Here is a 22,122-nt window from a genome sequence, read left to right as displayed (position 1 = left end):
CCGGGGGACGGAAACCGTGTGCGCCGCGGGCGCAGTGTGTTTACGCATCTCGACCTCCTGTGGTGGATACGGCGGGTTCCAGTGGTTCGACGTTCAGCCGGCCGGGTTCGGCATGGACGACCACCCGGTCGGGTAGCGACTGCCACCGCGGATCGTCGTCGTACGGTTCGGAGGACAGGATCGCGAAATCATCGGTGACCAGCGCGGACAGCGAGTGGTAGCACGTACTCGCCCAGAGCGCCCGGCCGTCGCCGATCAGCAGGTTCAACCGGGCGTCGGGCGCATGGTGCAGCACCGTGGTCACCAGCAGGCGCAGCGCGGTGCCGGGGTCTTCGGCGAGACCGGCCGGGGTATCGGGGTCGAGCAGGCGGCGCAGTAGTACCCACAGTGCGGCGGAATCGGTGAGCGCTTCGGCTTCGAGTAGGTGGCTCGTCTCGTAGCGGCGGGTCATTCCCGCGCGGGTGGCGGCCACATCGAGATCGGACAGGACGGCGGTGAGCGCCGTCCGCCACTGCGGAATCACCCCGTTATGGCTGAACGCCCAGCGATCCCACAGGAACGGCGCGCACGACGAACGCTGCACCGGCATTCCGACGGTGGCCGAACGGACACTTCCGAGGACCGCACGGGAGGTGAGTTGCGGCAGTACTTCCTCCACTGCGGGGTCGGTCCAGATCGGGTCGGGGTTGCGGTAGCGGGTCACCGCCGCCGGGTCCGGACCCCACCAGGCGACCCCGAACCCGTCGGCATTGATGGTGCCGCCGCCGCGCATATCCCGCGGCGCCCACGACTGGGTGCGCAGCGAATGCGGCCCGCGCAGCAGGAGTTCGCCCACCGACGCCGGTGGGCCCACATAACCCAGATGACGGCACATCATGCCTCCCGCGGGTCGAGGGTGCGGGCCAGCCGGAATCCGGAGAAGATCTGCCGGCGGATCGGATGATCCCAGTTGCGGAAGGTGCCGCGGCAGGCGACGGGGTCGGTGCCGAACGAACCCCCTCGCAGCACCCGGTAGTCGCCGCCGAAGAAGACCTCCGAGTACTCGCGGTAGGGGAATGCCCGGAAGCCGGGATACGGGTGGAATCCCGAGGAGGTCCATTCCCAGACATCGCCGATGAGCTGATGCACACCCGCCGCCGACGCACCCGCCGGATAGGCGCCGATATCGGCCGGTTCCAGATGACGCTGCGCCAGGTTGGCGGTGGCCGGACCGGGCTCGGTATCGCCCCACGGGTAGGCGCGGGTGCGGCCGGTGGCGGGGTCGTAGCGGGCGGCCTTCTCCCATTCCGCTTCGGTCGGCAGGCGTTTACCTGCCCAGGTGGCGTAGGCCTGTGCTTCGAACCAGCACACGTGCACCACCGGCTGTTGCGGCCGCAGCGGGCGGCGTACCCCGAATATGCGTCGCCACCATTGCCCCGCGGAATCCCGTTCCCAGAATCGGGGCGCCGTGAGCCCGGCCTGCTGCCGGTGTTCCCAGCCGCGTTCGGACCACAGTTCCCGCCGGTCGTACCCGCCGTCGGCGACGAATTCGAGATACTGCCCGTTGCTGATCGGGGCGGCATCGATCGCGTACGCGGGTACGTGCACGGGATGGGCCGGGCGCTCGTTGTCGAGGGCCCACGGGTCGGTGGACGTGCCCATGGTGAATTCGCCCGCCGGTATCACGATCTCTCCGCGGACCGCGGTGCCGGCGGCCGGTGGTGCGGGGGCGGACAGTACCGGGGTGCCGGCGCGCAGCTGATGAGTGGCCAGCATGGTTTCGTCGTGCTGCTGTTCGTGCTGGGCGATCATGCCGAACGCGAACCCGCCGTCGACCAGCTCGCCGCCCTGCAAGGGGCTGCGTTCGAGCACATCCCACACTTTTTCCCGCACGGTGCCGACATACCCGCGGGCCTCGCCGGGATTCAGCAGCGGCAGTTGCGGACGGTCGGGCCGGGCATGTTTGAACGCGTCGTACAGTTCGTCGATATCGGCACGTACCGGGTCACGGCCGCCGACATCGCGGACCAGCCACAACTCCTCCTGATTGCCGATATGGGCCAGATCCCACACCAGTGGGCTCATCAACCGGGAATGCTGGGCGACGAGTTCGGCCTCGTCCACACAGTCGGTGAGCGCGGCTGTCCGCTGCCGGGCCCGCTGCAGTGTCGACGCGATATGTTCGCGCAAGCGCTCGGTTCCGGATCGGTCGGTGTGCTGGATGGTCACGTGATCACTCCGCTCGACAGCATGGATCGGCGCCTCCCGGGGATACCGGTAGACGCCCTGCTCGACAGCCGCAGGTGCGGCAACAGTTGGGCGGTACCGCGCCGAGTACCCGTGGGGGCCGGGGGGAATCGAACCCCTGACCCGCACGCCCGAGGTGTACCCGGTGCGGGGACGGCAGGGCCCGGCCCGCGGCTCTCGGTGGCGGACCGGCTGAACAGTCGCCGACCGCAACCGGTGCGGTGCCCACGCTGCCGCGCCGCTCCGGTGTCGGTAGCAGGGCAGCGGCCGTGTGCGGATTTGCTGCGCGGATCCGGCGACCGCGGCGGTGGAACCGCACGGACCGGTCCACTGCGGTTCATGAGACTTCCGCCGGTTGTGTGCCGGCGGAGCAACGGCGTAGCGCTTCCTGCAGCTCCGGCGCAGGTGCCCGGCTGTGCGCTAGCGCTGCTTCCAGGAGCGCGACCGCGGCCGCACGGAGTTGCGGATCGGCGAGACCGTAACGCGCGGCATCCAGCCAGCGGTCCGCGGTATCCGCTGCGGCGGTGGTGGCATCGGCGACGGCGGCCGGGGTGGACAGCAGGGCGTGCAGCACCGCGATCGGTACCTTCCAGCTCTCACCGGGTTGGGCGTCGAGGTAGCGAACCTCGAAGTACCCGGCCGGGCGGACCGGTGGGAACAGGGTGGTGAGGTGGTATCGCAGATCGTCGATATCCGGCCGGCGGCCGATTTCGGCGTCCAGGCCGCCCGAGAGCCAATCGTCGAACGTGGCCCCATCGGGCGCGCGCCAAGCGACCCCGGGCCGGGCCGGACCTTCCTCGGAGCGGCGCACGCACAGCAGCGGCGCGTCCAGCGCCCAGCGGGCGTAGCCGGTGACGGGATCGGTCCATTCGGCGATCGGGGGGCAGGCGCGGGCGGGGTCCAGATGCAACCAGGTGCGCATACGTTGCGAGGCCCACTCGCCGGAGGGGGCACCGCGCAGAACGGGCGAGCACGCGAAAGCGGCCACCAGCGCCGGGCCCAGGGCGTGCAGGGCTGTCCAGCGGGCGGTGAGTTCCTCGCGGTCGGCGCCGATATCCACGCTGATCTGCACGGCCGCGGTATTGCTCATCATCAGCCGGCCGAACGGGCCGATCCGGCCGAAATAGTCCTCCATGGCCTGATAACGCGGCTGCCGTAACTGGCAGCGGGGTGCGCGGGCGGGGTCGGCGGCGGCGGAGACCATCCCGATCGACCGGGAGGAGAGCAGTTCGTGCAGGCGCCGGTGGTCGGCGCTGAGGCGCGCGCACAGGTCGGCAGGGTCGCCGACGGCGATGCTGGAGAGTTCGATCTGCCCGCCGGGTTCGACGGTGACCCGGCTGCCGCCGGACAGCGGCTCGGCAGGGGAATCGGGGGCGATGGAGTGGGGTGCGTGCGGGCCGAGGGCCTGCGCGAGGAGAGCGGGGGTGGGGCGGCGGCCGGTGAACGAACCGTGCGCGGAGTGGTGGCCTGTCGCGGTGCCGGGCCGGTGGACGGTGAACCATTCGAGTTCGGCGCCGATGAGTACCGGCGGGCCCAGTTTGAAACACACGCCGCCCAGATATGCTTCGGCTGCCGCGCGGCTGCTGAGGGCCGGGTGCGGGGATGAGTCGCTGGTCGATTCCGGATGTTCGAGGGTGACCGCCATACCAACCTCCATGCGGCTTCTCGGTGGTGCGGCTCTTGCGTGGAATCCAGCGTAGCGAGGGGGACAGACACGTTTTCGGCGCGAAATTGTCACGGGAACGGCACTAATGTCGGGGATATGGTCGATGAGCAGCGAGTACGCGCCGATACGCCCGGCGTCGGGAACGGCGCCGTTTTCCTGGACAGCGCGGGGTCCTCGCTTCCGCCGCGGGTGGTCACCGAAACCGTGATCGGTCATCTGCGCCGGGAGGCGGAGATAGGCGGCTATCGGGCGGCCAACGAGCGGCTCGACGACCTTGCCGGCGTCAAGGCGGCAATCGCCGAGCTGATCAACGCGACCCCCGATACGATCGCCCTCAGCGACAGCGCCACCCGCGCCTGGACCGATTTCTTCTACGCCGTGCCCTTGCGTCCCGGCGACCGGATCCTCATCTCGGGCGCCGACTACGCCAGTAACGCCATCGCCGCGCTCCAACGGGCACGCGCCACCGGCGCGCGGGTGGAACAGATCCCCGACGACGCCGAAGGCCGGATCGATATCGATGCCCTCGACGCGATGATGGACGAACGGGTCCGGCTGGTCTCGCTGCTGCATGTCCCCACCAACGGTGGCCTGGTGAATCCGGTGGCCGCGGCCGCGCGGATCGCGCGAGCCGGTGGCGCACTGGTCGTACTCGACGCCTGTCAGTCCGCCGGGCAGCTCCCGCTGGATGTCGCCGAACTGGGCGTAGATGCTCTGTCCGCTACGGGCCGGAAATGGTTGCGTGGCCCGCGCGGCACCGGATTCCTCTATCTGCGACCGGAATTGGCGGCCTCGCTGGAACCCGGCCGTCTCGACCTGCACAGCGCCGCTTGGATCGGCCCGGACGACTACCGGATGGCGCCCGACGCTTCCCGTTTCGAGTTCTGGGAGCACGATGTGGCGGCCCGGCTCGGGCTGGGCGCAGCCGTGCGCTACCTTCTCGATCTCGGACCCGATCAGGTCTATGCCGCGATCGCCGAGCGCGCCGATTATCTGAGGGGCGCGCTCGGCGAGTTGCCGGGGGTGATGGTGCGGGATCTGGGTGTCGAGCACAGCGGAATCGTGTCGTTCACGGTTGCCGGTGTGGAACCGGTGGAGGTCCGGGACCGGCTGCTGGACGCCGACATCACTGTGACGGTCAGTCATGCGAGTTCGACACTGCTCGATATGTCGTCTCGCGGTCTGGGTTCGGTGGTCCGAGCCTCCCCGCACTGCTTCGTCGACCGTCCGGAGCTGGACCGTTTCCTCGCCGTCGTCTCGGCGTTGTAGTGGCGCCACCGCACCCGAATGGACCGCCCACCACCCTCTACGACGTGCTGGCCGCCGAGGCCGACGAGGTAGAACTCGACGTATCACGCGACCGCTCCGGGCGCGCTGCTCCTTCCGAGGTGGGTGCGCGAGTGTGGTTGTCCGATTGGGATTTTGCTGATGGCGCGGAGTACCGTCGCCGGTCATGAGCGAGCAGCGGGGTGGCCCGCACGACGCGTTCTTCCGGGGGATCATGGCAAATCGAGACAACGCCGCCAGCGAGATCCGCGTGAAGTTCACCGAGGAGATCGGCGAACAGTTCAGCGCCCGCATCCACTGGCAGGAGCTGGAGCGGATGCCCACCGATTACATCCACCCCGATCTACGCGACCGCTACAGCGACCTGCTCTACCGCACCCGCCTCGACAACCACCCGGCCTTCATCTATGTCCTGATGGAGCATCAGTCGTCCTCGGATACGTTCATGGCGTTCCGGGTCCTGGACTACATGGTCGGTATCTGGCGGCAATACCTTGCCGACAACAAGCACGCCCACGAGCACGGCGGTCGGCTCCCGCCGATCATCCCGCTGGTGGTCCACAACAGCCCGCGCGGCCGCCGCTGGACCGCACCCACCGAGCTGGCCGAACTCATCGATGTCGACCCCGACACCCGCACCGCTCTGGGGCCCTACCTACCGAGCCTGCGATTCCTGCTCGACGACGTCTCGACGATAGATCTCGACGCACTGCGCCGCCGCGAGCTGACCTCGGCCGCCCGGCTGCTGCTGGTGCTGCAGAAAATCGCCACCGGCAATACCGGCCTGGACCGCGCTATGCTTGATTGGCTCGACGACCTGCGCGCCCTCGGCGAAGGCCCGGACCCGGTAGGTGTCTACCGAATGGTTTTCACTACCTGCTGAAGGTGGGTGAAACCACCGAGGCCGACTTGGCCGCAGTCGCCGAGCAGATCGACCCCCGAGCCAAGGAGGCTTTCGTGACAACAGCAGAAGCCATCGAAGCCCGTGGTGAGGCCCGAGGTGAGGCCCGAGGTGAAGCCCGAGGTGAAGCCCGAGGCGAGGCCCGTGGTCGTGCCGAGGTGCTGATCGGACAGATGACGGTCAAGTTCGGACCGTTGCCCGAGGCGGTACTGCGCCGTGTCCGGTCGGCCGACGCCGACCGGATCAATGTGTGGGCGACACGGGTCCTGACCGCGACCTCCATCGAAGAGACGCTCATCTGACGACCTGCCGCGGCGAGGTCAACGGCTCATCGATGTCGTCGTCCGAGCGTTGTCGCGGCTCTGTCGAAGAGAAGGTGCAGGCGTGCGGAGAAGCCGGAGATCTTCGGGAGCACGGTGGTGTCCACGATCACCGGTGTCAGGGCCCGCAGAGCGGGAAGCTGCCTGCCGGGTAGGTGTGCCGCCGATACGATGATCACCGCGTCGGCGCCGGTCCGGGCCAGGGTGGTGCGCAGGCTCGTGAGATGGTCCGGGTCGGCCGGGAGTTCGACCAGCCGGCGGAGCCGGTAGCCGTGGGCGATGGCGGCCAACCGCAGGCGGGCGGTGGCGAAACCGGTGTGTGCGCACAGGTCGGTGCGCAGGTACCCGATGGCCGTCGGCTGTTTTGCGGGCAGCGTGACGCCCGGATGCGAGGTGGGTGCCTGGTCGTTCACCGGTACACCTCGGGCGTCTCCGGTATCCACCCGTCCACGTCGCCGCGGCGGTACCACCCATAGGGATGGACGATCATCAGCCCGCATCGTTCGAGCACGACCGGAGCGCGGAAGCCGATATGTTCCACGGTCGGTGTCACAATTGCGTCGCCGCCGAGTAAATCCGATTTGCTTAATGTCCACGGCAGCACATCCACGCCGGATTCCAGCACCACCCGGGCGACGGCGTATCCGTGGGCGCGGGCGAAATCACGGCATTCGGTTTCGAGATGCTGTTGTATTGCGCCACAAAGGCTTTTGTTCAGGTATACGATCGCGACGGGCATGGCTCCGCCTTTCGATGAAGAGGCGATGGGATGCAGCCCGGCGCAGGGTCCGATGGGGAGTAGCGGCCGCGATCGGACCACCGGTTTCACAACGCTCCAGGTTGTGGAACCGGTGTTACCCAATGGGTTTCGGGGGATTTCCTGCGCCGGGCGCGAAATCAGTAGACCGGAACAGTGCGCTATGTGGAACCGCCTCGGTGGAGATTCCTGCCCAGATAAGCCCGGCGACCGTGCCGGGCCGCTTCCGGCATTGTGTTCCGGGCCGGAGTGTTCCACAGGGGAATTCGATAATTAGGAAAGGTAATAAGATGGCGGGTGGATCCACACTCCCGAAACGAGCACTCGGCCGCGAACTGCGCCGGCTGCGCGAACGCAGCGGCACCAACCAGGCCGCCGCGGCCCGCGCGATCGAGGTGAGTCCGCAGACGATCGGCCGCCTGGAGGACGGGCACGCATCCCGGCCGACAACGCTGCAGATCAACGGGCTGTGCGACCGGTACGGTGCCTCGGACGAAGAACGCCGGTTCCTGCTGGATTTGCTGCAGGATTCGCGGACGGCGAAGCAGAGCGGAGCCGGCTGGTGGAGGGCTTACGCCGACCAGATCCCTGCGGATTTCAACCACTACCTTGCGCTGGAATCCGCAGCCTGCCACATCACTTCATGGCAGGTGACGCTTCTCCCAGGCTTGTTGCAGACCCCCGGGTACCGTCGCGCACTGCTCTGGGCGGCTCATCCCGACTGGTCCACTGATGATGTCGAGCGCAGGATCGAACTTGCGGCCGCGCGCCAGGAGCAGTTGGTAGGCACCGGATGTCGGATGACAGTGCTGCTCTCGGAGGCTGTGCTGCGCCACGGTGTCGGAGGCGCCGGAATCATGGCAGAGCAACTTCTGCATCTGCGGGCGATGACCGAATTGCCGGCCTTTTCCCTCCGCGTCGTGCCCTTTATGGCGCGTAGCCTGATGGGTCTGATTGCCCGATCATTCGTACTCTTCCGATTCCCGGTTCCTTCGAATACGAAGATCGCGGAGCCACCGGTCGTGTATGTGGAGGGATTCGCTGGCAGTCTCTACCTCGAACGTGCAGGAGAGATCTCGCTGTATCAGGGTGCTCTCCGTGAGATCGAACGTGTAGCTTTGAACGAAGACGAGACCAGGGAGTTGGTCTCGGGTGTGGTGAAGGAGTTCGCGGGGTGAGCATCGATCCGGCCCAAGACCTGTGGTTCAAGAGTTCGTACAGTGGGCCGGATAGAGACTGCGTCGAGGTTGCTCACTTTGCCGGTGGAGTTGTCGGTGTCCGGGACAGCAAATTCCGGGGCGGGGCGGCGTTGCTTTTTGATGCCACCGCGTGGGATGAGTTCCTGGCCTCGGTGCGGATCGGCCGACCGTGATCGGTCCGGCCCTCCGCTGGCGGGGGCCGGACATAAAACCGGATCTTCTGGTGACAGCGCAGCGGGTCAGCGCAACGGCCGAGGCGTAAGCCCATTGACGTAGTCGGGCGGTCGGCTGCTCCATGGTCGGGGCGTTGCCAGGATCGCGACGAGGTCGCCGGAATCGGGTGGAACCGCCGAGCCCGCGGGTGCGTCCTATAGTAAAGACGGGGTAACCCACCGCACCAACACAGGGGAGATCCATGCGAACCGCCGACTTTGTCCGTGTCCTACTCGCCACGGCGGCTACAGCGGTCCTGGCCACTGGGTGCACATCGAGCACTGAGGGGGTAGCGACCGAAACGGCGGCGCCGAAAACCGCTGCTCCAGTCGAAGTGTTTAATCCGTGCACACAATTGCCTGAGAGTGCAGTTACGGCGGCGGGACTGGACCCTGAGTCGAAAGATGTAACGGTCGACCCACCGAGCGGGCCATCGACGTGGCGTGTATGCCTCTGGCGCTCGGACGGCAACGAATTCTTCGTTTCGATATTCTCCACATCCCACACACTGGACGAGGCGCGCGCGAACCAAGAGTTGGTCAATATCTCCGAGACGCCCATTGCAGGCCGGCATGGCCTGACATTCATGGATAAGACAGATGCCGACGGAGAATCATGTTATGCGGCCATTCCTGCTGCGCAAGGCATGTTCGAAATCAATGCCGCATGGACAATCGACGCTGAGCGTAACCGTGACATCTGTGAAGTGGCCATCCAATACGCCACAGCGCTCGAACCACACCTTCCGGACTGAGTATCCGCAGGAACAACTGTCGCAGGCACCCAGGTCCCTCCCAGGAAGATCCAGAGCATGAGCGACCAATTACAGCATTGGCAGAACCTGAAGCAGCAAGCGATCGACGGCGAACTGCGGATGGATACAGGGATCGGTGAAGCGCTGCGAGGCCGCTGCGACACGTTGCGTACTCAGCTCGACCAGATCCGGAAGGAAACCAAGGGGCTTGCCCACCTCGCCGGTTACGGTGGCTTGCCATCTGCGCTGGACATCAAGAAGAAGTTCGAACTCAAAGCCAGCGGTGCGGAGAACGGTGATTCGGCGGAATCACGGCTCGACGAGATGATCCAGGTTGTGACTCTCATGCGCGACACCTACGCCGCTGCGATCGGCCAGCTACAGGAGACCGATCAGCAGAACTCCTCCCAAACCACCGCCGCCGGAGAAGGACTTCGCTGATGCCGTTCCCATTTGCGATCGCTGCCGTCGCCGTCGCTGCCGTTGGCTCTGTCAAATACGTAGTCGATGAAGTCACCGGCAACTACGACGAATCTGAGGGTAACCGGAATAACGCATCCGATGCCGCCGGTACCGCCGAGCAGGAGTGGAGCGGCGACCGGACCCATATCAACAACGAACTGGCCCGGGTGAGTCAGGGCTTCGACGGCGAGTACGCACCGGCTACGGCTACCAAGGAAGCGTTCAAAACGTGGACGCATCAGCAGATCTGGGAAGCGCTCAACGGTAGTGCTCAGCATCCGGCAGTGGCATCTGGCGATATCAATGCAGGGGCTGACGGCTGGCGACGAGCCACCGAAGACCTATCTCTGGCCCTGGACGGCTTCGGGAAAGGTGTCGAATCCGATATCGCAAACCTCTGGGGTGGACAGGCAGCGAACGTCGCCATGGAGGGCACTCGCGCTTTTGTCACCGACGCGCAGAGGCTGGTCCGGAGCTTCGAAATGGTCGCCAACGGTATCGACCTGATGCAGGGCTATCTCGCGCAGGCGAAGATGTCGATCGTCCCGCCGGTCGAGGTGTCCGGGTTCGATGAATTCGTGGGCCATGTCCCGGGCAACGGTCTGCTCAAGGCCGCCAAACATCGCGCCAACGAAGCGCAGGCGCAGGCCCAGGATCTGATGATCGAGTTCTATCAGCCCGGTGTCACGGCGGTCGACACCAAAACCCCTGTGCTGCCTGTGACGAAAAGTCCAATCGGTGGGGGCCCCGGAACACAGCAGCCGGTCGGGCCCGGGGGAACGCAGAACCCCGCCGGTACCAACCCGAATGGCACCGACCCGGCCGGGACGAACCCGCCCGGAACGAATCCGCAGGAACCGGCTGCTCCCGGCCAGGAGACACCGCAGGAGACCAGCCCCGCCGGTACCGAAACTCCGGCATCGACCACCCCGTCCACCTCCACGACCCCGGCGAACACTGTGCCGCTCGAAGAGCCGGTGGGCCGCCCGAGCACCACGCCCGGATCACCGAGTACCACCTCCGGCGCCCCGATGCTCGGCGCCCCGGGTGGGCAACAGCCTCCGGGAGTCCCGGGCCGCACGGTAAGTGGTTCACCCGGCACCCCGAATCAAGCCGGAGGGCCCGCGGGCCGTGCCGGTAGCCCGGCCGGAGCCACTCGTGGAATGTCCGGGATGCCGGGCATGATGGGTGCCGGTGGGCAACGTGGTCGCGGGGAAGACGACGACGATCACAAGATCCCCGATTATCTCGTCCAGGATCGCTCCTCCGAACTGCTCGGTGATCAGCCCCGGGTGCTTCCGCCGGGCGGGGTCATCGGCGGATGAGCGAGTCACGGCCGAGGCTGGGAGCGCAGCGCGACCACGGGTCGCTGTCATACGCAATGGGTGCCACATGAGCGAATCACGCTGGCAGCTGGGCGGTTACGAGTTCACGCTCGCACTCGAGGCGATGGGTCGCGACCGGTTGCCGTATCCGCTGGAATACCTGCCGCCCCGGATGGAGCACGACGACGATTTCCAGCGTTTCCGGCAGCAGTGCGCACGCCGCTTGCAGCCGGTGTTCGGCGAGCCGCTCTACCAAGCGCTCACCGTGCTCATCGAACCGGAGATCCGGGTAGAGGTCTACGGAGTGCACGGCCCGCGGCAGAACACCGCGATACGGATGCATGCCGGTGTCGTCGGCCGAACCGCTGTGCTGGCCACGCAGTTTCCCGGAGCGGAACCGAAGTCCGGCGGCGACATCGTCCTCACCCAGGTCCGCAGCAACGAGTTGGCCCCACGCCTGGTGGCCGGTCTGCCGCGGGTCGCGGCCGGGCGGCACCAGCCGATCCGTGCCCGCCGCGCCGACCTGAACGCCCCCGTGTACTCCCGTCACCCGACGCAGCTTTCACCCGTCGAGGATATGCAGCGTTTCTTCCGCCGCCCCCGCGCCGGCACCGGCGAAATCACGGTCTACCCCGGATACGCCGTCGACACCCGGCCCACCGACGACGGCTACGCCTTCGTCTGGCTCGACTACCCGGACGACGGCCGCTATCTACTCCACAACCACAGCGCCGACGATTTCACCGTTACCCCGGGCCCGTCCGAGGAAATCCTGCAGCAACTCCGCACCCGGCTGCAGGCCGCCCACCGAGCCCGGGCTCGGACCCAGTGATGAGTGCCAATTCGGTCAGGCCGCGTCCGGTTTTTCGAACCGTGCGACGAAGCGTAGCTCCAGGGCATGTGCCAAACGCTCGAGCATGCCGATGGTCGGGGTGCCGCCGCCGGATTCGAGGCGTGAGACGTCCGGTTGGCGCAGTCCCGCGCGCTCGGCGACGTCATTCTGGGTCAATCCGAGTTCCAGGCGTCGCTCACGTATCGCGTTTGCGAACTCAATGGCGAGCCGGGCTTCTTCTCGACCTGCCTCGTACTCCGCAGCGTTGAAATCCCGGCGAGCGAACCGCTCCCGCCGAATATCGTCCATGGATTCGTGTTCAGCCATCGCCGTTCACCTCTCTGTCGAAACTGGATCGGGCGTCGGTATGTTCCGCTTCGCATACTTTGCGGAGCAGCTTCGCCCTGTCGACCTCGGCTGTCTCTCGCATTCTGGTTTTGCGAAACACCGTCAGCAAGATCACTCGGCGGCCCGGCGCAAGCCAATATGTCACACGCATTTCGAGTGGGTGCAGGTGGAAGCGCAGTTCCCGCAGTTTGTCGCCAAGGTTTCGTGACCAAGGTTCGCCGAGAGTTTCCGCTCGCTCTGCCAGCATGCCGACATATGCATCGACGCGACCGAAATCCCGGTCCGGTAGGAGCGGAGCCAGTCGGCGACTTCCGGCTCGATCTCGACCGCATAAAGCGAATAGCATCGATCTTATATAGGATCAATCCTATATGCAAATAGTGGTTGATGTGTCCCTGATGTGCGCCCGGGGAGCCCCGAGCAATGGGCGTACGGGGAGTTCTGGGTTGGAACGAGCCAGAGCGTGGTCCGGAAACCGGGCCACCCCGTCGCGCCCGGACACCCTGTGGGTGCGGGGGCGACGGGGAGCCGGGTGTCCGGACCATGTCAGCCGATGATCTCGGAGCACGCGAAGGTGATGTCGAATTTCGCGGTCGCGGGGCCGGCCATCGGGTTGCTCATATCGGGCGCGCCGATCCCTTCACCGGTGACGGTGTAGGTGTCGCCATCCTTGCTGACCTGCGCGGAACCGCCCGGCTGACCGTTGCCGTAGCCGACCGCGTACGGCATCCCGTCGGATCCGCCCTGGCTGCCGGCGATCGCCACTGCCTGCACTGTGTTGTCGTCGACGATGCTGGCACTGACACTCAACTGGCCGTACTGCTCGTGGGCGAGATCGGTGAGCGCCAGCGCCAGCGTGTTGCCTTCTTTCGCGCAGGTGGTGTCGAAGTCGGCGGTGAGTTCTTTCCCGTCGACCAGAACCTTCGAATCTCCGCCGGCTTCGCCTGCCGGGGCGGCGGACTCCGTGGCCGGGGCGTCGGCGGCCGGGGTGGCCGTGCTGCTCGCGGCATCGTCACCGCAGGCCGAGGTCAGGGCGATGGTGGAGGCGGCGAGGACGGCGGCGCCGATACGGAAGAGCGTGGTGTTCATGGTGGATCCTGTTCTCTCGGTGTCGCGGCTCGATCGGCCGTTGAGAAGAAAGTTAGGAACTCGCGCGCACCTACCGATCCCAACTTTCGCCGCCGCGAACCGTCCTGAACTCCGATAACCTGGGCTCATGCGACGACCGCGGGCCATGGTGCTCGATGAGGTGTGGCGCGGTCTCGAGGGTGTGCAGGCGTTGAGCGGGCCCCAAGGCGGGCCGCTGCGCCGGACCGTGAAACTGATCCTCGACCCGCTGGTCATCCGGCCGGTCCAGTATCCGAGCTGCGCGGGCGCGGTCCTTTCCGCCGACGGAGCGACCCTGCTGGCGGCCCGGATCCACGACCACGCCGAGGCACTACGGGCGACCGCCGCCTGGTTCACGCTTCTCAAACAGGTCCGGCGTGAGCTGCGGATCACCGAGGGCAACGCTCAGGACCTGTACTTCCAGCGCTGTTTCGAACTGGCTGCCACCCGCGGCCACCCCGATCCGCAGCGCGACCGGTTACGTGCCGAGGCCGTGCTGCGCGAGATCCACGGATTCGCCGCCGGCCGGACCACCCAGGCATTGAAGGACCATCTCACCGATCCCGCGCGGGCCGCCGAACTGGAACGGCTGCTGGAAGCGACCTGGGCGGGCAGGCCGTCGCCGCCTCCGGTCGCGCCCGAATGTAGCGGCGAACTACGGCAACTGCTGGAGCTTGCTGTCGCGACCCGGTCGGAGGCGGATACGGCACCCGGCCGGCAGCTGTTGCGGCGGTTGATCGACGCGAACATCGGGATGCATACGGGTATCGCGCTGTGGGCGGACAGCGGTGATCGCCCGGCGGCTGTCACGGTCGCAACCTGCGAACACGTTCGGACCGGCCCCGCTGCCGAGCCAGCCGCTGCGCCCGTGCAGCGCGTCGGCCTGCGTGAGTCGGGCGTGCGTGAGTCGGGCGTGCGTGAGTCGGGCCGGGCGGTGCGGGGGCGCCGGTCGGCGATCGGGTCCTGTGCGCGGTACGACGCGAATCTGCTCGGTCTCACCGAAAAGCCCGCTCCGCGCCGGCCTGCGCTGGGTGCGTCGGCGTCGACCGCGGCTCTGGGCCTGCCGTTCGACCGCACCGTTTACGAACGGGTTTTCACCGTCCTCCAGGTGTCCACCGAACGCGCCGACCTGCCACCGATCCCGGATTTGGTGACCACCGAGATCACCCGAAGCTGCGCCCCCTGGGCACTACTCGACGAATCGCTGCGGGTCACCGCCGCGGCGGGCGTGGAGTTGGCGCTCGGGCTGGTACCGATCACGACATCGGCACGTTCGGAAACCGCTGCGGACGGTGTACCGGAAACGGCTGCCCACCGCCTGGTCAACAGCCGGTGGCAGCGGGAGGCCTACGTTCTGCAGGCGCGGCGGCTGGCGATCCATCCCGTCTCCGGCGACGGTAATCCGCTCGCCGGGATCGCGGCCGAACTGCGTACCCCGTGGCGGCCGTATCTGCGCAGGTTGTGGGTGCGGTTACACGGGCGCGATGTGCGCGAAGTGCCGGTCGCCGAACCGGACGAACTCTGGGACCTGCTGGATGGAATCGCCCGGTCGGTGGTCCTCGATCACCGCACCCGCGTCCGCAAGGTTTTGAGCACGCAGGCGTCCGGACCCGGCTCGGCGATGGCCGAATCGAGGGCGGTCTGATGGCCGATACGGTGCGTATCCGGCGATTACGACCGGATCTGTGGCTCATCGGCCCACCCGGTGCTCCGACCGCGGCCGACCCCGACCCGGGCGTGGATACGGCAGTCCTCGAAGTGTCGGGTGGCTATCTCACCTGGAGTCTGACGGCCGGGCAGCGAGTCGCGGCGGCAGCCCTGCACGATCTCGAGACCGCACAGGAATGGCTGTGGGCGCTCTACGGCGCCGACGTCGCACTCGCTGCCGACGCGTACACCGAGCCGGTGGACCTCCCCGTCCGGCCCGGCAACCCCGATCTCGCGACAGCGGTCCGTCGTCTCGCCTACGCCCACTGGGCGGCGCGCTGGTGGCCCGCCTCGACCATCGACGATATCGCCGCGCTGGACCCGGAACTGCTGGACAGCGAAATCGGCGAGCTGACGGAGTTCTGCGAAAGCGTGGTCGACGGTGCGGATTCGCCGCCTGCCGCCGGCGTCGACGAGGTCTCGGCCGGACCCACCGGCGATCGAGACATCGGCCGGGACACGGGAGCACGCGAGTGGACCACCGCGCGTGCCGACGAGTACGCACTCGCCGCAGGGCCGAACCCATCGCGGGGCGCGGATCTGGTGCTCGGTCGCGGTACCGCCGGCTGGGATTGGCGGTACTGTCCGGCCGGCGTTGTCGATGCTTCCGAGCGTGCCGTGTCGTGGGAGTTGTTCCGGGCAGCGGGCCGCACGGTTGCCCGGGTACATGCGGTCGCCGCCCCCGGAGTCCCCGCGGAACTGCCCGGCTATCTGCGGCCACACGCCCTGATCCGCACTCGGGACGGATTCTTAGACGTCGCCTTGGAACTGAACGGTGACGCCTGGACGGGCGAGACCGCGGAACCGACGGACGCGGTGCTGGGTGTGGAGATCTATGTGCCGGGTGTGGGACGCAGCGCACCGGCGGGGACGGGTACGCCGCTGGGCCACTCCCGGGCGTCCAATCGCCCACCTGGTTCGTCGCCCAGGGCGTCAGCCGACGACCGTCCTGACGCCGCCGATTCGGGCGCGCATGCGGACTCGCGGGTCGCCCGGAATGTGGCCGATCCCGACGCGCAGCCGGAGCCGGTGGGTCGCCCGCACGGCGTTGATCCGGTCGAGCCGCCGCAACCCTCCTCGGCTGTCGAGCGACCGACCTCTGGCGTGGATGAGGAAATCGATAATACTGTTGCACAGGGGATTACGGGTACATCGGTCGATGCCGAGCGGCGGCGGGCGGTACGCGAACTGGCGCGGAACAGGCTCCGACTGGCCGCGGCCCGGTCTGCTGAGGTCAACCCCGCCGAACCTTTCGGAACCGGCGAGTTCGCGGACTCCGCCGGCAACTCACTTGCCGATATCGCACCACTTCGGTCGGAGGTAACTGCGGCGATGGAGGACTCGGATTTCTGAGATGAGCCGAACCGAGAATCAACCGCCCGGCGTGGAACTCCTGCACGAGGGCGCCGCCGCGCACAACCGTGGCGATCTCACCGAGGCGCTGCGTATTTTCGAGCACGCCGCGGAGACCACCACCGACGGTGTCCGGACCAGTGCCCTCGTCAACGCCGCCAGTGTGTACGACGAACTCGGCGATCACGAGGGCGCCGTGACCCGGTACCGGGCCGTGCTCGGCGAGATCCCCGGCGATGCCGTCGAAAAACGGGCTTCCGCCCTGATCAACTATTCGCAGGCCCTGCAGCACCTCGGTGCGCTGGACGAGGCGCAGGACGCGCTGGAACAGGCCCGCGCGCTGCTCGCCGACGCCGACGAGCTCGGTGTCCTGCGCGTATCGTGCCTGCTCTCGCTGACCGCCGTCGCGAGCTATCGCGCGCAGTGGAACCGCGCGATCGAGATCGCCACCGAATCCCTGAACACCGCACTGCGGTTCGCCCCGGAACTGGCCGGCTATTCGTTGATGAATCTGGCCGTCGCCTACTTCGAAACCGGCCGCCGCGACCTCGGCGTGGATTTCGCGCGGCAGGCGCTGACGGCGTTCACCGAGGCCGGCAACCACAGCGCCCTCGCCGACACCCAGCAGAACCTGGCCCAGATATTCATGCGCCTGGACCGGCTCGACGAGGCCGAGGAACTCGTCGAGGCAGCCCAGCTGTATCACGAGCCGGCCGGGCTCTCCCACCGGACCGGAATCGGCTGGAAGATCCGCGGTTTTCTCGCCGAACGCCGAGGTGACCTCGATCGCGCGCAGGAATGGTATCGGCGCAGCCTCGACCATTTCCAGGCTTCCGGTGCGCTGCTCGACGTTGCGGCGCTGCAATGCCGGCTTGCGACCATCGAATTCGCGTACGGCAGGGTCGGTGCCGGCCAGCAGCTCCTGGACGGTTCGTTCATCATCTATGCGGAGCGCGGACTGGGTACCGAATGCGCCAAACTCGACTACTGGCATGCGGTGCTGCTGGAGATGGTCATCGATGATCTGGAAGAGCCCGCCCCGGAACTGGTGGCTCTCGGGCGGGCACTGTCGGTTACGGCCACGATCGCCATCGACGCCGTCCGCTACACCATGCCGAGCGGGAGCCGGCGCGAACAATGGCACCGGGAAATAGCGGAACCCGCGATGCGTCTGGCGTTCCGTTTCGCCCATCTCTGCCAGGACGGTGCGTTGCTCGCCGATCTGATCGAAACCCGGTGCGCGGGAACCACCTTGGATATCGACCGCGTGCAACCGCCCGAACGTCCGCAGTTCCCGCTGGACACCCCGAATCCGCCCGCCGTCACCGAGCTGCCCGGACCCCTGCAGTTGGGCGCCGCACTGGCCCAGGTCGCTGCCTCCGCAGGTCTGCCCGTCGCGCCGCCGCCGCGTCTCGCGGTCGAACCCGGCGCCCGGATCGCGCTCGCCGATTACATCGAGGCGGCCGAACACCGCTACGGCGGAAAATTCCGGGAGGATCGGGTGATCCCGGCATGAAACGAGGACACGGCCGGCACTATGAGCCCCGCGGCGGCGATTGCCGAGCACAGCACGGCGATCGCGGTGATGCACTACAGCGGGGTGGCGGCCGAGATGACCGCTCGACCGGCGGAGGGGCTGATGGGTGACCGGCCGACCGTAGTGGTCCGGATGGCCGATGCCGGCGATCTCTACATGTCCTGGCAGTGGACCGACGGGTCCGCGCTGCCGGGTGTGACCGTGTTGCCCGGCGACGATATCGACGCGGTCATCGGCAACCTGTCCGCGGCGCTACCCGTCCCGGAAGTGGCCGGTGGCCTCGAGAAAGCGCTCACCACCGGGGCATTCGCCGCGCCCGGCACCGAATACGAGCTCGCCCGCGACCTGTCCCGCGCGCTACTGCCCTACGACCTGGCCGGCCAGTTGTACGAGCTGTATCAGCGTGGTGTGCGCCCGCATATCCGGTTGCAGCCCTCGCCGCGGGTCGCGCAGGTGCCGTGGGAGATCCTCGCCCCGGCCCCCGACGTACGCCTGATCGATATCGCCGATATCAGCCTGCTGGTTCCGGCCGGGATCGTGCACGCACCGGTGCGGGTTCCGCGCTCGTGGCCCGCCTCGCGTGACCTGCCGGTGGTCGCGGTCCTCGACCCCCGGGTGCCCGGATTCCGTGCCGATTCCGCGCTCGGTTCGGTCCTGGGCCGGATGGACCGGCCGACACCGCTTACCGCGCGCATGGCCGGCCACCTCGCCGCCGGTCGGCTGCGCCCCGTTGTCCCGGAGCCGCAGGCTGTTTTCCGCCGCACCGACCTCGATCGCCACTGGCTTTCCGAAACCCTGCGCGCCGGCGCGTCCCGGTTGATCTATGTCGGGCATGTCACCGCGGCCTCCCCGGAATCGGGGCAGAGCGAGAACACCGAACTGCATCTGGCCTGCACCGCGGACACCGTGGGGTTCGCCGAACCGCAACGCGACCACCGCCCGCTTTCCGCGAAAGACCTCCTGCTCGGCACCTACACTCTGGAATCGGAACCCGTTGCCGGTAACGAACTCTGGCCGATACCCGCCCGGGTCGCGCTGATCGCCTGCGAAAGTGGCGGCGATCTGCGATTCACCGAAGCGCTCGGGTTGATCGCCGCCATGGTCACCGGCGGTGCGGAACTGGTCACCGCCACCCGCTGGCCCCTCCCGACCGACCTCGCCTTCCAGCGCTTCGGCGCCGCTCCCGATGCTGCCCCGCTCCAGGACACGATCTGTGCCGTGGACGCCGCCCACGACACAGACGACCCGGTCCCCACGCTCACCGCCTGGCAGCGCGAACGGTTGGATCGCTGGCGCTCGACCGGTGCCGTCGAACACTCACCGCTGCTGTGGTCGTCCTTCGCGACCTTCACCACCTGACAGTCGAGTGGGCCGGTCGGTCCCGGCGTGGTGCCGGGACCGGTACCCAGCTCAGGGCTGAAGGACGTACCTACCGCGAATACCGCCCTCCGCGACCGTCCGGTGGGCCTCGGCGACTCGGTCCAGCGGGACGACAGCATGGACCCGCGCCGGGAGCCGGCCGGTCACCGTGTCCTTCAACAACGCGGCCAACCGGTCGCCGTCGGGACGTACCGACACTGCGCGCACGGTGATACCGCGTTCGGCGGGTGGTTCGCCGCCCGGCCGGACACCGACCAACACACCGCCGTCGCGGACCAGCGGAAGGGCTTTCTCCTGGAAAACAGCGGTATCGGCCACCGCGTCCCAGCCCGATATCGCCGCGGTCGTGAAATCGGCTCCGAGACTGCGGACGAACTCCTCATCCTGCGTCCGGGCCAGTCCGGTGACCTTCCAACCCCGGTCCTGGGCCAGCGTGACGACATACCCGCCGACCGCACCCGCCGCCCCGGTCACCAGCAGGCTGCGCCCGCCGCCTTCGCCGAGCAGATCCACCAGCTGCGCCGCGGTCAGGCCGTTGAGCGGGACCGTGGCCGCCGCGGTCAATTCGAGCTCGTCGGGCACCACCGCGATATCGCTTGCCGGTACGACGAGTTGCTCGGCGTAGGTACCGAAATCGCGATCGAATCCGTCGACCGTACCCGCGACCCGGCTGCCGACCGCTATATCCACATCCGGGCCGACGGCCTCGACGATGCCCGCGAAATCGGTGCCCAGGCCGGTGTGGTCGGGCTGGTTGATCACCCCCATCTGATGGAAGACACCGGCGGTGAGAGCCAGGTCGACGGGGTTGACGGAGGTACCGGCGATCGCGACCCGGACCTGGCCGGGTCCGGGTTCTACGACCGGCACATCGATGAACTCGATCGAATCGGGACCTCCCGGGATGCGGATGACTGCGGTACGGAATGTGGTGGACATTGCGTCTCCTCTGGAGTAATCGGTGTTGTTACTCCAGAATGGATAGGTAACTCTCCAACGGGAAGTAGGCACTCAGAAGTGCGTAACTCACCCGAAAGTAGGAAGGTGCGGTCATGGCGACGATGACGGCGGCGCAGCAGCGGGCCCAGCAAAAGGCCGATTACGACGCGTTCTTCGCGGACTGCCCCAGCCGGCAGCTGCTCGAACGGATCTCCGGCAAATGGGTGGCGCTGGTGCTCGCGGCACTCGGCAGCGACGGTCCCCACCCGGCAGGACAGTGCGCCGGCGAACCTCGGGCCATGCGCTACTCCGAACTGGCCCGGCGGCTGGCCGGAGTCAGCCAGAAGATGCTCACCCAGACATTGCGCTCCCTCGAACGCGACGGCCTGGTCACCCGCACGGTCACCCCTACCGTGCCCGTCACGGTCACCTACGAACTGACCGACCTGGGCCTGTCCCTGCACGAAGTGATCCGCGGTATCAAGGTCTGGGCCCAAGCCCACATGGACGAAGTCCAAGACCACCGCACGCGGTTCGACAGCGAATCCACCGAACTCGCAGACGCGGCGGTGTAGCGTGCATCGGCCGCGCCGCCTTGTCGCCACAGCACTGCGATAGCTATAGCTGTCGCATCTGGCTGGGCGGCTGTGGAGCCACCGCCCGTCGCGGGGTCGTTACCGGGGCGGGTGCAGCTCCCGCAGGGCTCGGCAGATGGTCGCGTGGATCTCCGATTCCTCGGTCTCCGCATCGGGATCCCAGGCCGGTTCCGGTGGATCCTCGATGGCCGGCCCGTCGGCGGTTGGTCAGCGGCGAGGTGGCAGGGGGATGCGGGTGAGGTCGGTGGCGATCACGATTTCCCCGGCGAATTCCCGGCGCGCTTCGACGAGGTGGTCGTCCAGCGTGCGGTAGCGCTGGGAGAAATGGGTCAGCACCAGGGTTCGTGCCCCGGCTTCGGCCGCGATGCGGGCCGCCTGGCCCGCGGTGAGATGGCCGTGCTCGGCAGCGAGGTGGGCATCGGCGTCGCGGAAAGTTGCCTCGATGACCAGCATGTCGACATCGGCGGCGAGTTCGCGGGCCGCCGGGCAGATCCGGGTGTCCATGACGAACGCGAAGCTCTGACCGCGCCGGATCGTACTGACCTCCGTCAGCTGAACCGTGCGGCCCTGCCAGGTGATCGTGCCCTCCCGCTGCAACCGGCCGACGAGCGGACCGGACAGACCGAGCTCGGCGAGCCGGTCGGGCAGGATGGCGTGGTAATCGGGTTCGGTGATCCGGTAGCCGAAGGCCTCCACCGGATGGTCGAGCCGGGCGGCTGTGAGGTGGAAAGGCGCACCGGGAGCCGATAGTAGGCCCGGTTCGTTGATCGGGTGCGACCGCAGTTCGACGGTGCGATGGTAGGCGGTGGCATCGCACAGGTTGTCGAAATACCGCTGACCCGACGCCGGATAGTAGGCGTCGATCGGGTGCGGGACACGGTCCAGATTGATGCGCTGCATCACCCCGGCCAGCCCGAGACTGTGGTCGCCGTGGAAGTGGGTTATCGCTATCCGGGTCAGGCCGGTCGCGGAAATCCCGGCGTGGATCATCTGCCGCTGCGTGCCCTCACCGGGGTCGAACAGGACCGCCTCGCCGCCCCACCGCAGCACATACCCGTTGTGGTTACGGTGCGCGGTCGGCACTTGACTGGCGGTACCCAGAACCACCAGCTCCCGCTGCGACATCTACGCGCTCCGCTTCCCGGTCGCCGGCCGGTGATGGTCCTTGATAGGCATAGGTGGACCCTATCCGGCCCACAGCTCAGGCACCGAT

At 67.5% G+C, this 22,122-nt stretch carries 24 protein-coding genes; 14 read left to right on the top strand and 10 right to left on the bottom strand.

The window, feature by feature from the left end:
* Positions 1-40: 40 nt before the first annotated feature.
* From egtC to egtA, 3 genes are all read right to left on the bottom strand, one after another.
* Positions 41-874: an ergothioneine biosynthesis protein EgtC gene (gene egtC / locus ON22_RS22095; protein ID WP_033243479.1), complete on the bottom strand. Its 834-nt coding sequence runs from the start codon at positions 872-874 to the stop codon at positions 41-43.
* The gene (gene egtB / locus ON22_RS22090; protein WP_033243478.1) at positions 874-2,208 is read right to left on the bottom strand and encodes an ergothioneine biosynthesis protein EgtB; all 1,335 of its coding nucleotides are present in this window, start codon (positions 2,206-2,208) and stop codon (positions 874-876) included. The genes egtC and egtB overlap by 1 nt, the downstream gene beginning before the upstream one ends.
* Positions 2,209-2,563: 355 nt before the next feature.
* Positions 2,564-3,871, bottom strand: coding sequence for an ergothioneine biosynthesis glutamate--cysteine ligase EgtA (egtA, locus tag ON22_RS22085; protein ID WP_033243477.1), 1,308 nt, complete (start codon positions 3,869-3,871; stop codon positions 2,564-2,566).
* Between the two features lie 117 nt (positions 3,872-3,988).
* On the opposite strand from egtA, the gene ON22_RS22080 reads away from it, so the two are divergent.
* From ON22_RS22080 to ON22_RS34835, 3 genes are all read left to right on the top strand, one after another.
* Positions 3,989-5,161: an aminotransferase class V-fold PLP-dependent enzyme gene (locus ON22_RS22080; protein ID WP_033243476.1), complete on the top strand. Its 1,173-nt coding sequence runs from the start codon at positions 3,989-3,991 to the stop codon at positions 5,159-5,161.
* A gap of 184 nt (positions 5,162-5,345) precedes the next feature.
* Positions 5,346-6,062, top strand: a complete 717-nt coding sequence (locus ON22_RS22075) for an Rpn family recombination-promoting nuclease/putative transposase (protein ID WP_033243475.1) — start codon at positions 5,346-5,348, stop codon at positions 6,060-6,062.
* A gap of 74 nt (positions 6,063-6,136) precedes the next feature.
* A complete protein-coding gene (locus tag ON22_RS34835) occupies positions 6,137-6,382 on the top strand; it encodes a transposase (RefSeq protein WP_156052261.1) in 246 nt (81 codons plus the stop codon).
* A 26-nt stretch (positions 6,383-6,408) separates the two neighbouring features.
* Here ON22_RS34835 and ON22_RS22065 read toward each other — a convergent pair whose 3' ends face one another.
* Complete coding sequence (locus ON22_RS22065) at positions 6,409-6,813, bottom strand: hypothetical protein (RefSeq protein WP_033243474.1); 405 nt, start codon at positions 6,811-6,813, stop codon at positions 6,409-6,411.
* Positions 6,810-7,139, bottom strand: coding sequence for a hypothetical protein (locus tag ON22_RS22060; RefSeq protein WP_033243473.1), 330 nt, complete (start codon positions 7,137-7,139; stop codon positions 6,810-6,812). Before ON22_RS22060 ends, ON22_RS22065 begins: the two co-directional genes overlap by 4 nt.
* Positions 7,140-7,336: 197 nt before the next feature.
* Between ON22_RS22060 and ON22_RS22055 the strand changes: the two genes are divergently transcribed.
* The 6 genes from ON22_RS22055 to ON22_RS22035 all read left to right on the top strand — a co-directional run bounded on the left by ON22_RS22055 (position 7,337) and on the right by ON22_RS22035 (position 11,942).
* Positions 7,337-8,335: a helix-turn-helix domain-containing protein gene (locus ON22_RS22055; protein WP_255218546.1), complete on the top strand. Its 999-nt coding sequence runs from the start codon at positions 7,337-7,339 to the stop codon at positions 8,333-8,335.
* Positions 8,332-8,529 carry a DUF397 domain-containing protein gene (locus tag ON22_RS22050; RefSeq protein WP_033243471.1) on the top strand — a complete coding sequence of 66 codons (198 nt, stop codon included), beginning with the start codon at positions 8,332-8,334 and terminating at the stop codon, positions 8,527-8,529. The genes ON22_RS22055 and ON22_RS22050 overlap by 4 nt, the downstream gene beginning before the upstream one ends.
* 242 nt (positions 8,530-8,771) lie before the next feature.
* Positions 8,772-9,323, top strand: coding sequence for a DUF3558 domain-containing protein (locus tag ON22_RS35890; protein WP_081595753.1), 552 nt, complete (start codon positions 8,772-8,774; stop codon positions 9,321-9,323).
* Between the two features lie 57 nt (positions 9,324-9,380).
* Positions 9,381-9,764, top strand: a complete 384-nt coding sequence (locus tag ON22_RS22045; RefSeq protein WP_033243470.1) for a hypothetical protein — start codon at positions 9,381-9,383, stop codon at positions 9,762-9,764.
* On the top strand, positions 9,764-11,110 hold the full coding sequence (locus ON22_RS22040; protein ID WP_051157934.1) for a hypothetical protein: 1,347 nt from the start codon (positions 9,764-9,766) through the stop codon (positions 11,108-11,110). Before ON22_RS22045 ends, ON22_RS22040 begins: the two co-directional genes overlap by 1 nt.
* Before the next feature lie 67 nt (positions 11,111-11,177).
* Entirely contained in the window at positions 11,178-11,942 is a 765-nt protein-coding gene (locus ON22_RS22035; RefSeq protein ID WP_033243469.1) for an ESX secretion-associated protein EspG, read from the top strand.
* Positions 11,943-11,957: 15 nt separating this feature from the next.
* On the opposite strand, the gene ON22_RS22030 is transcribed toward ON22_RS22035, so the two are convergent.
* The 3 genes from ON22_RS22030 to ON22_RS22020 all read right to left on the bottom strand — a co-directional run bounded on the left by ON22_RS22030 (position 11,958) and on the right by ON22_RS22020 (position 13,379).
* Positions 11,958-12,269 carry a helix-turn-helix domain-containing protein gene (locus tag ON22_RS22030; protein ID WP_033243468.1) on the bottom strand — a complete coding sequence of 104 codons (312 nt, stop codon included), beginning with the start codon at positions 12,267-12,269 and terminating at the stop codon, positions 11,958-11,960.
* Positions 12,262-12,537 (bottom strand): type II toxin-antitoxin system RelE/ParE family toxin, encoded by a 276-nt coding sequence (locus tag ON22_RS38585; RefSeq protein WP_373280885.1) that lies wholly within the window; start codon positions 12,535-12,537, stop codon positions 12,262-12,264. Before ON22_RS38585 ends, ON22_RS22030 begins: the two co-directional genes overlap by 8 nt.
* A gap of 299 nt (positions 12,538-12,836) precedes the next feature.
* Positions 12,837-13,379 (bottom strand): lipoprotein LpqH, encoded by a 543-nt coding sequence (locus tag ON22_RS22020; protein WP_033243467.1) that lies wholly within the window; start codon positions 13,377-13,379, stop codon positions 12,837-12,839.
* A gap of 127 nt (positions 13,380-13,506) precedes the next feature.
* On the opposite strand from ON22_RS22020, the gene ON22_RS35885 reads away from it, so the two are divergent.
* The 4 genes from ON22_RS35885 (at position 13,507) to ON22_RS22000 (ending at position 19,353) form a co-directional block, all read left to right on the top strand.
* Positions 13,507-15,042, top strand: coding sequence for a hypothetical protein (locus ON22_RS35885; protein WP_033243466.1), 1,536 nt, complete (start codon positions 13,507-13,509; stop codon positions 15,040-15,042).
* Positions 15,042-16,457 carry a hypothetical protein gene (locus ON22_RS22010; RefSeq protein WP_063820633.1) on the top strand — a complete coding sequence of 472 codons (1,416 nt, stop codon included), beginning with the start codon at positions 15,042-15,044 and terminating at the stop codon, positions 16,455-16,457. Before ON22_RS35885 ends, ON22_RS22010 begins: the two co-directional genes overlap by 1 nt.
* 1 nt (position 16,458) lies before the next feature.
* Positions 16,459-17,973, top strand: a complete 1,515-nt coding sequence (locus ON22_RS22005) for a tetratricopeptide repeat protein (RefSeq protein WP_033243465.1) — start codon at positions 16,459-16,461, stop codon at positions 17,971-17,973.
* A 123-nt stretch (positions 17,974-18,096) separates the two neighbouring features.
* Positions 18,097-19,353, top strand: coding sequence for a CHAT domain-containing protein (locus ON22_RS22000; RefSeq protein WP_033243717.1), 1,257 nt, complete (start codon positions 18,097-18,099; stop codon positions 19,351-19,353).
* Positions 19,354-19,404: 51 nt separating this feature from the next.
* Here ON22_RS22000 and ON22_RS21995 read toward each other — a convergent pair whose 3' ends face one another.
* The gene (locus ON22_RS21995) at positions 19,405-20,313 is read right to left on the bottom strand and encodes an NADP-dependent oxidoreductase (RefSeq protein ID WP_033243464.1); all 909 of its coding nucleotides are present in this window, start codon (positions 20,311-20,313) and stop codon (positions 19,405-19,407) included.
* 113 nt (positions 20,314-20,426) lie between these two features.
* Here ON22_RS21995 and ON22_RS21990 point away from each other — a divergent pair, with 113 nt between their 5' ends.
* Entirely contained in the window at positions 20,427-20,888 is a 462-nt protein-coding gene (locus ON22_RS21990) for a winged helix-turn-helix transcriptional regulator (protein WP_033243463.1), read from the top strand.
* A gap of 228 nt (positions 20,889-21,116) precedes the next feature.
* On the opposite strand, the gene ON22_RS21985 is transcribed toward ON22_RS21990, so the two are convergent.
* Complete coding sequence (locus ON22_RS21985; protein WP_033243462.1) at positions 21,117-22,034, bottom strand: ribonuclease Z; 918 nt, start codon at positions 22,032-22,034, stop codon at positions 21,117-21,119.
* Positions 22,035-22,122 lie beyond the last annotated feature (88 nt).

Source organism: Nocardia carnea NBRC 14403, assembly GCF_000308515.1.
Lineage (GTDB): Bacteria > Actinomycetota > Actinomycetes > Mycobacteriales > Mycobacteriaceae > Nocardia > Nocardia carnea.
Note: the sequence above shows the minus strand (reverse complement) of the source record. Positions and strands in the feature narration are given on the sequence as shown.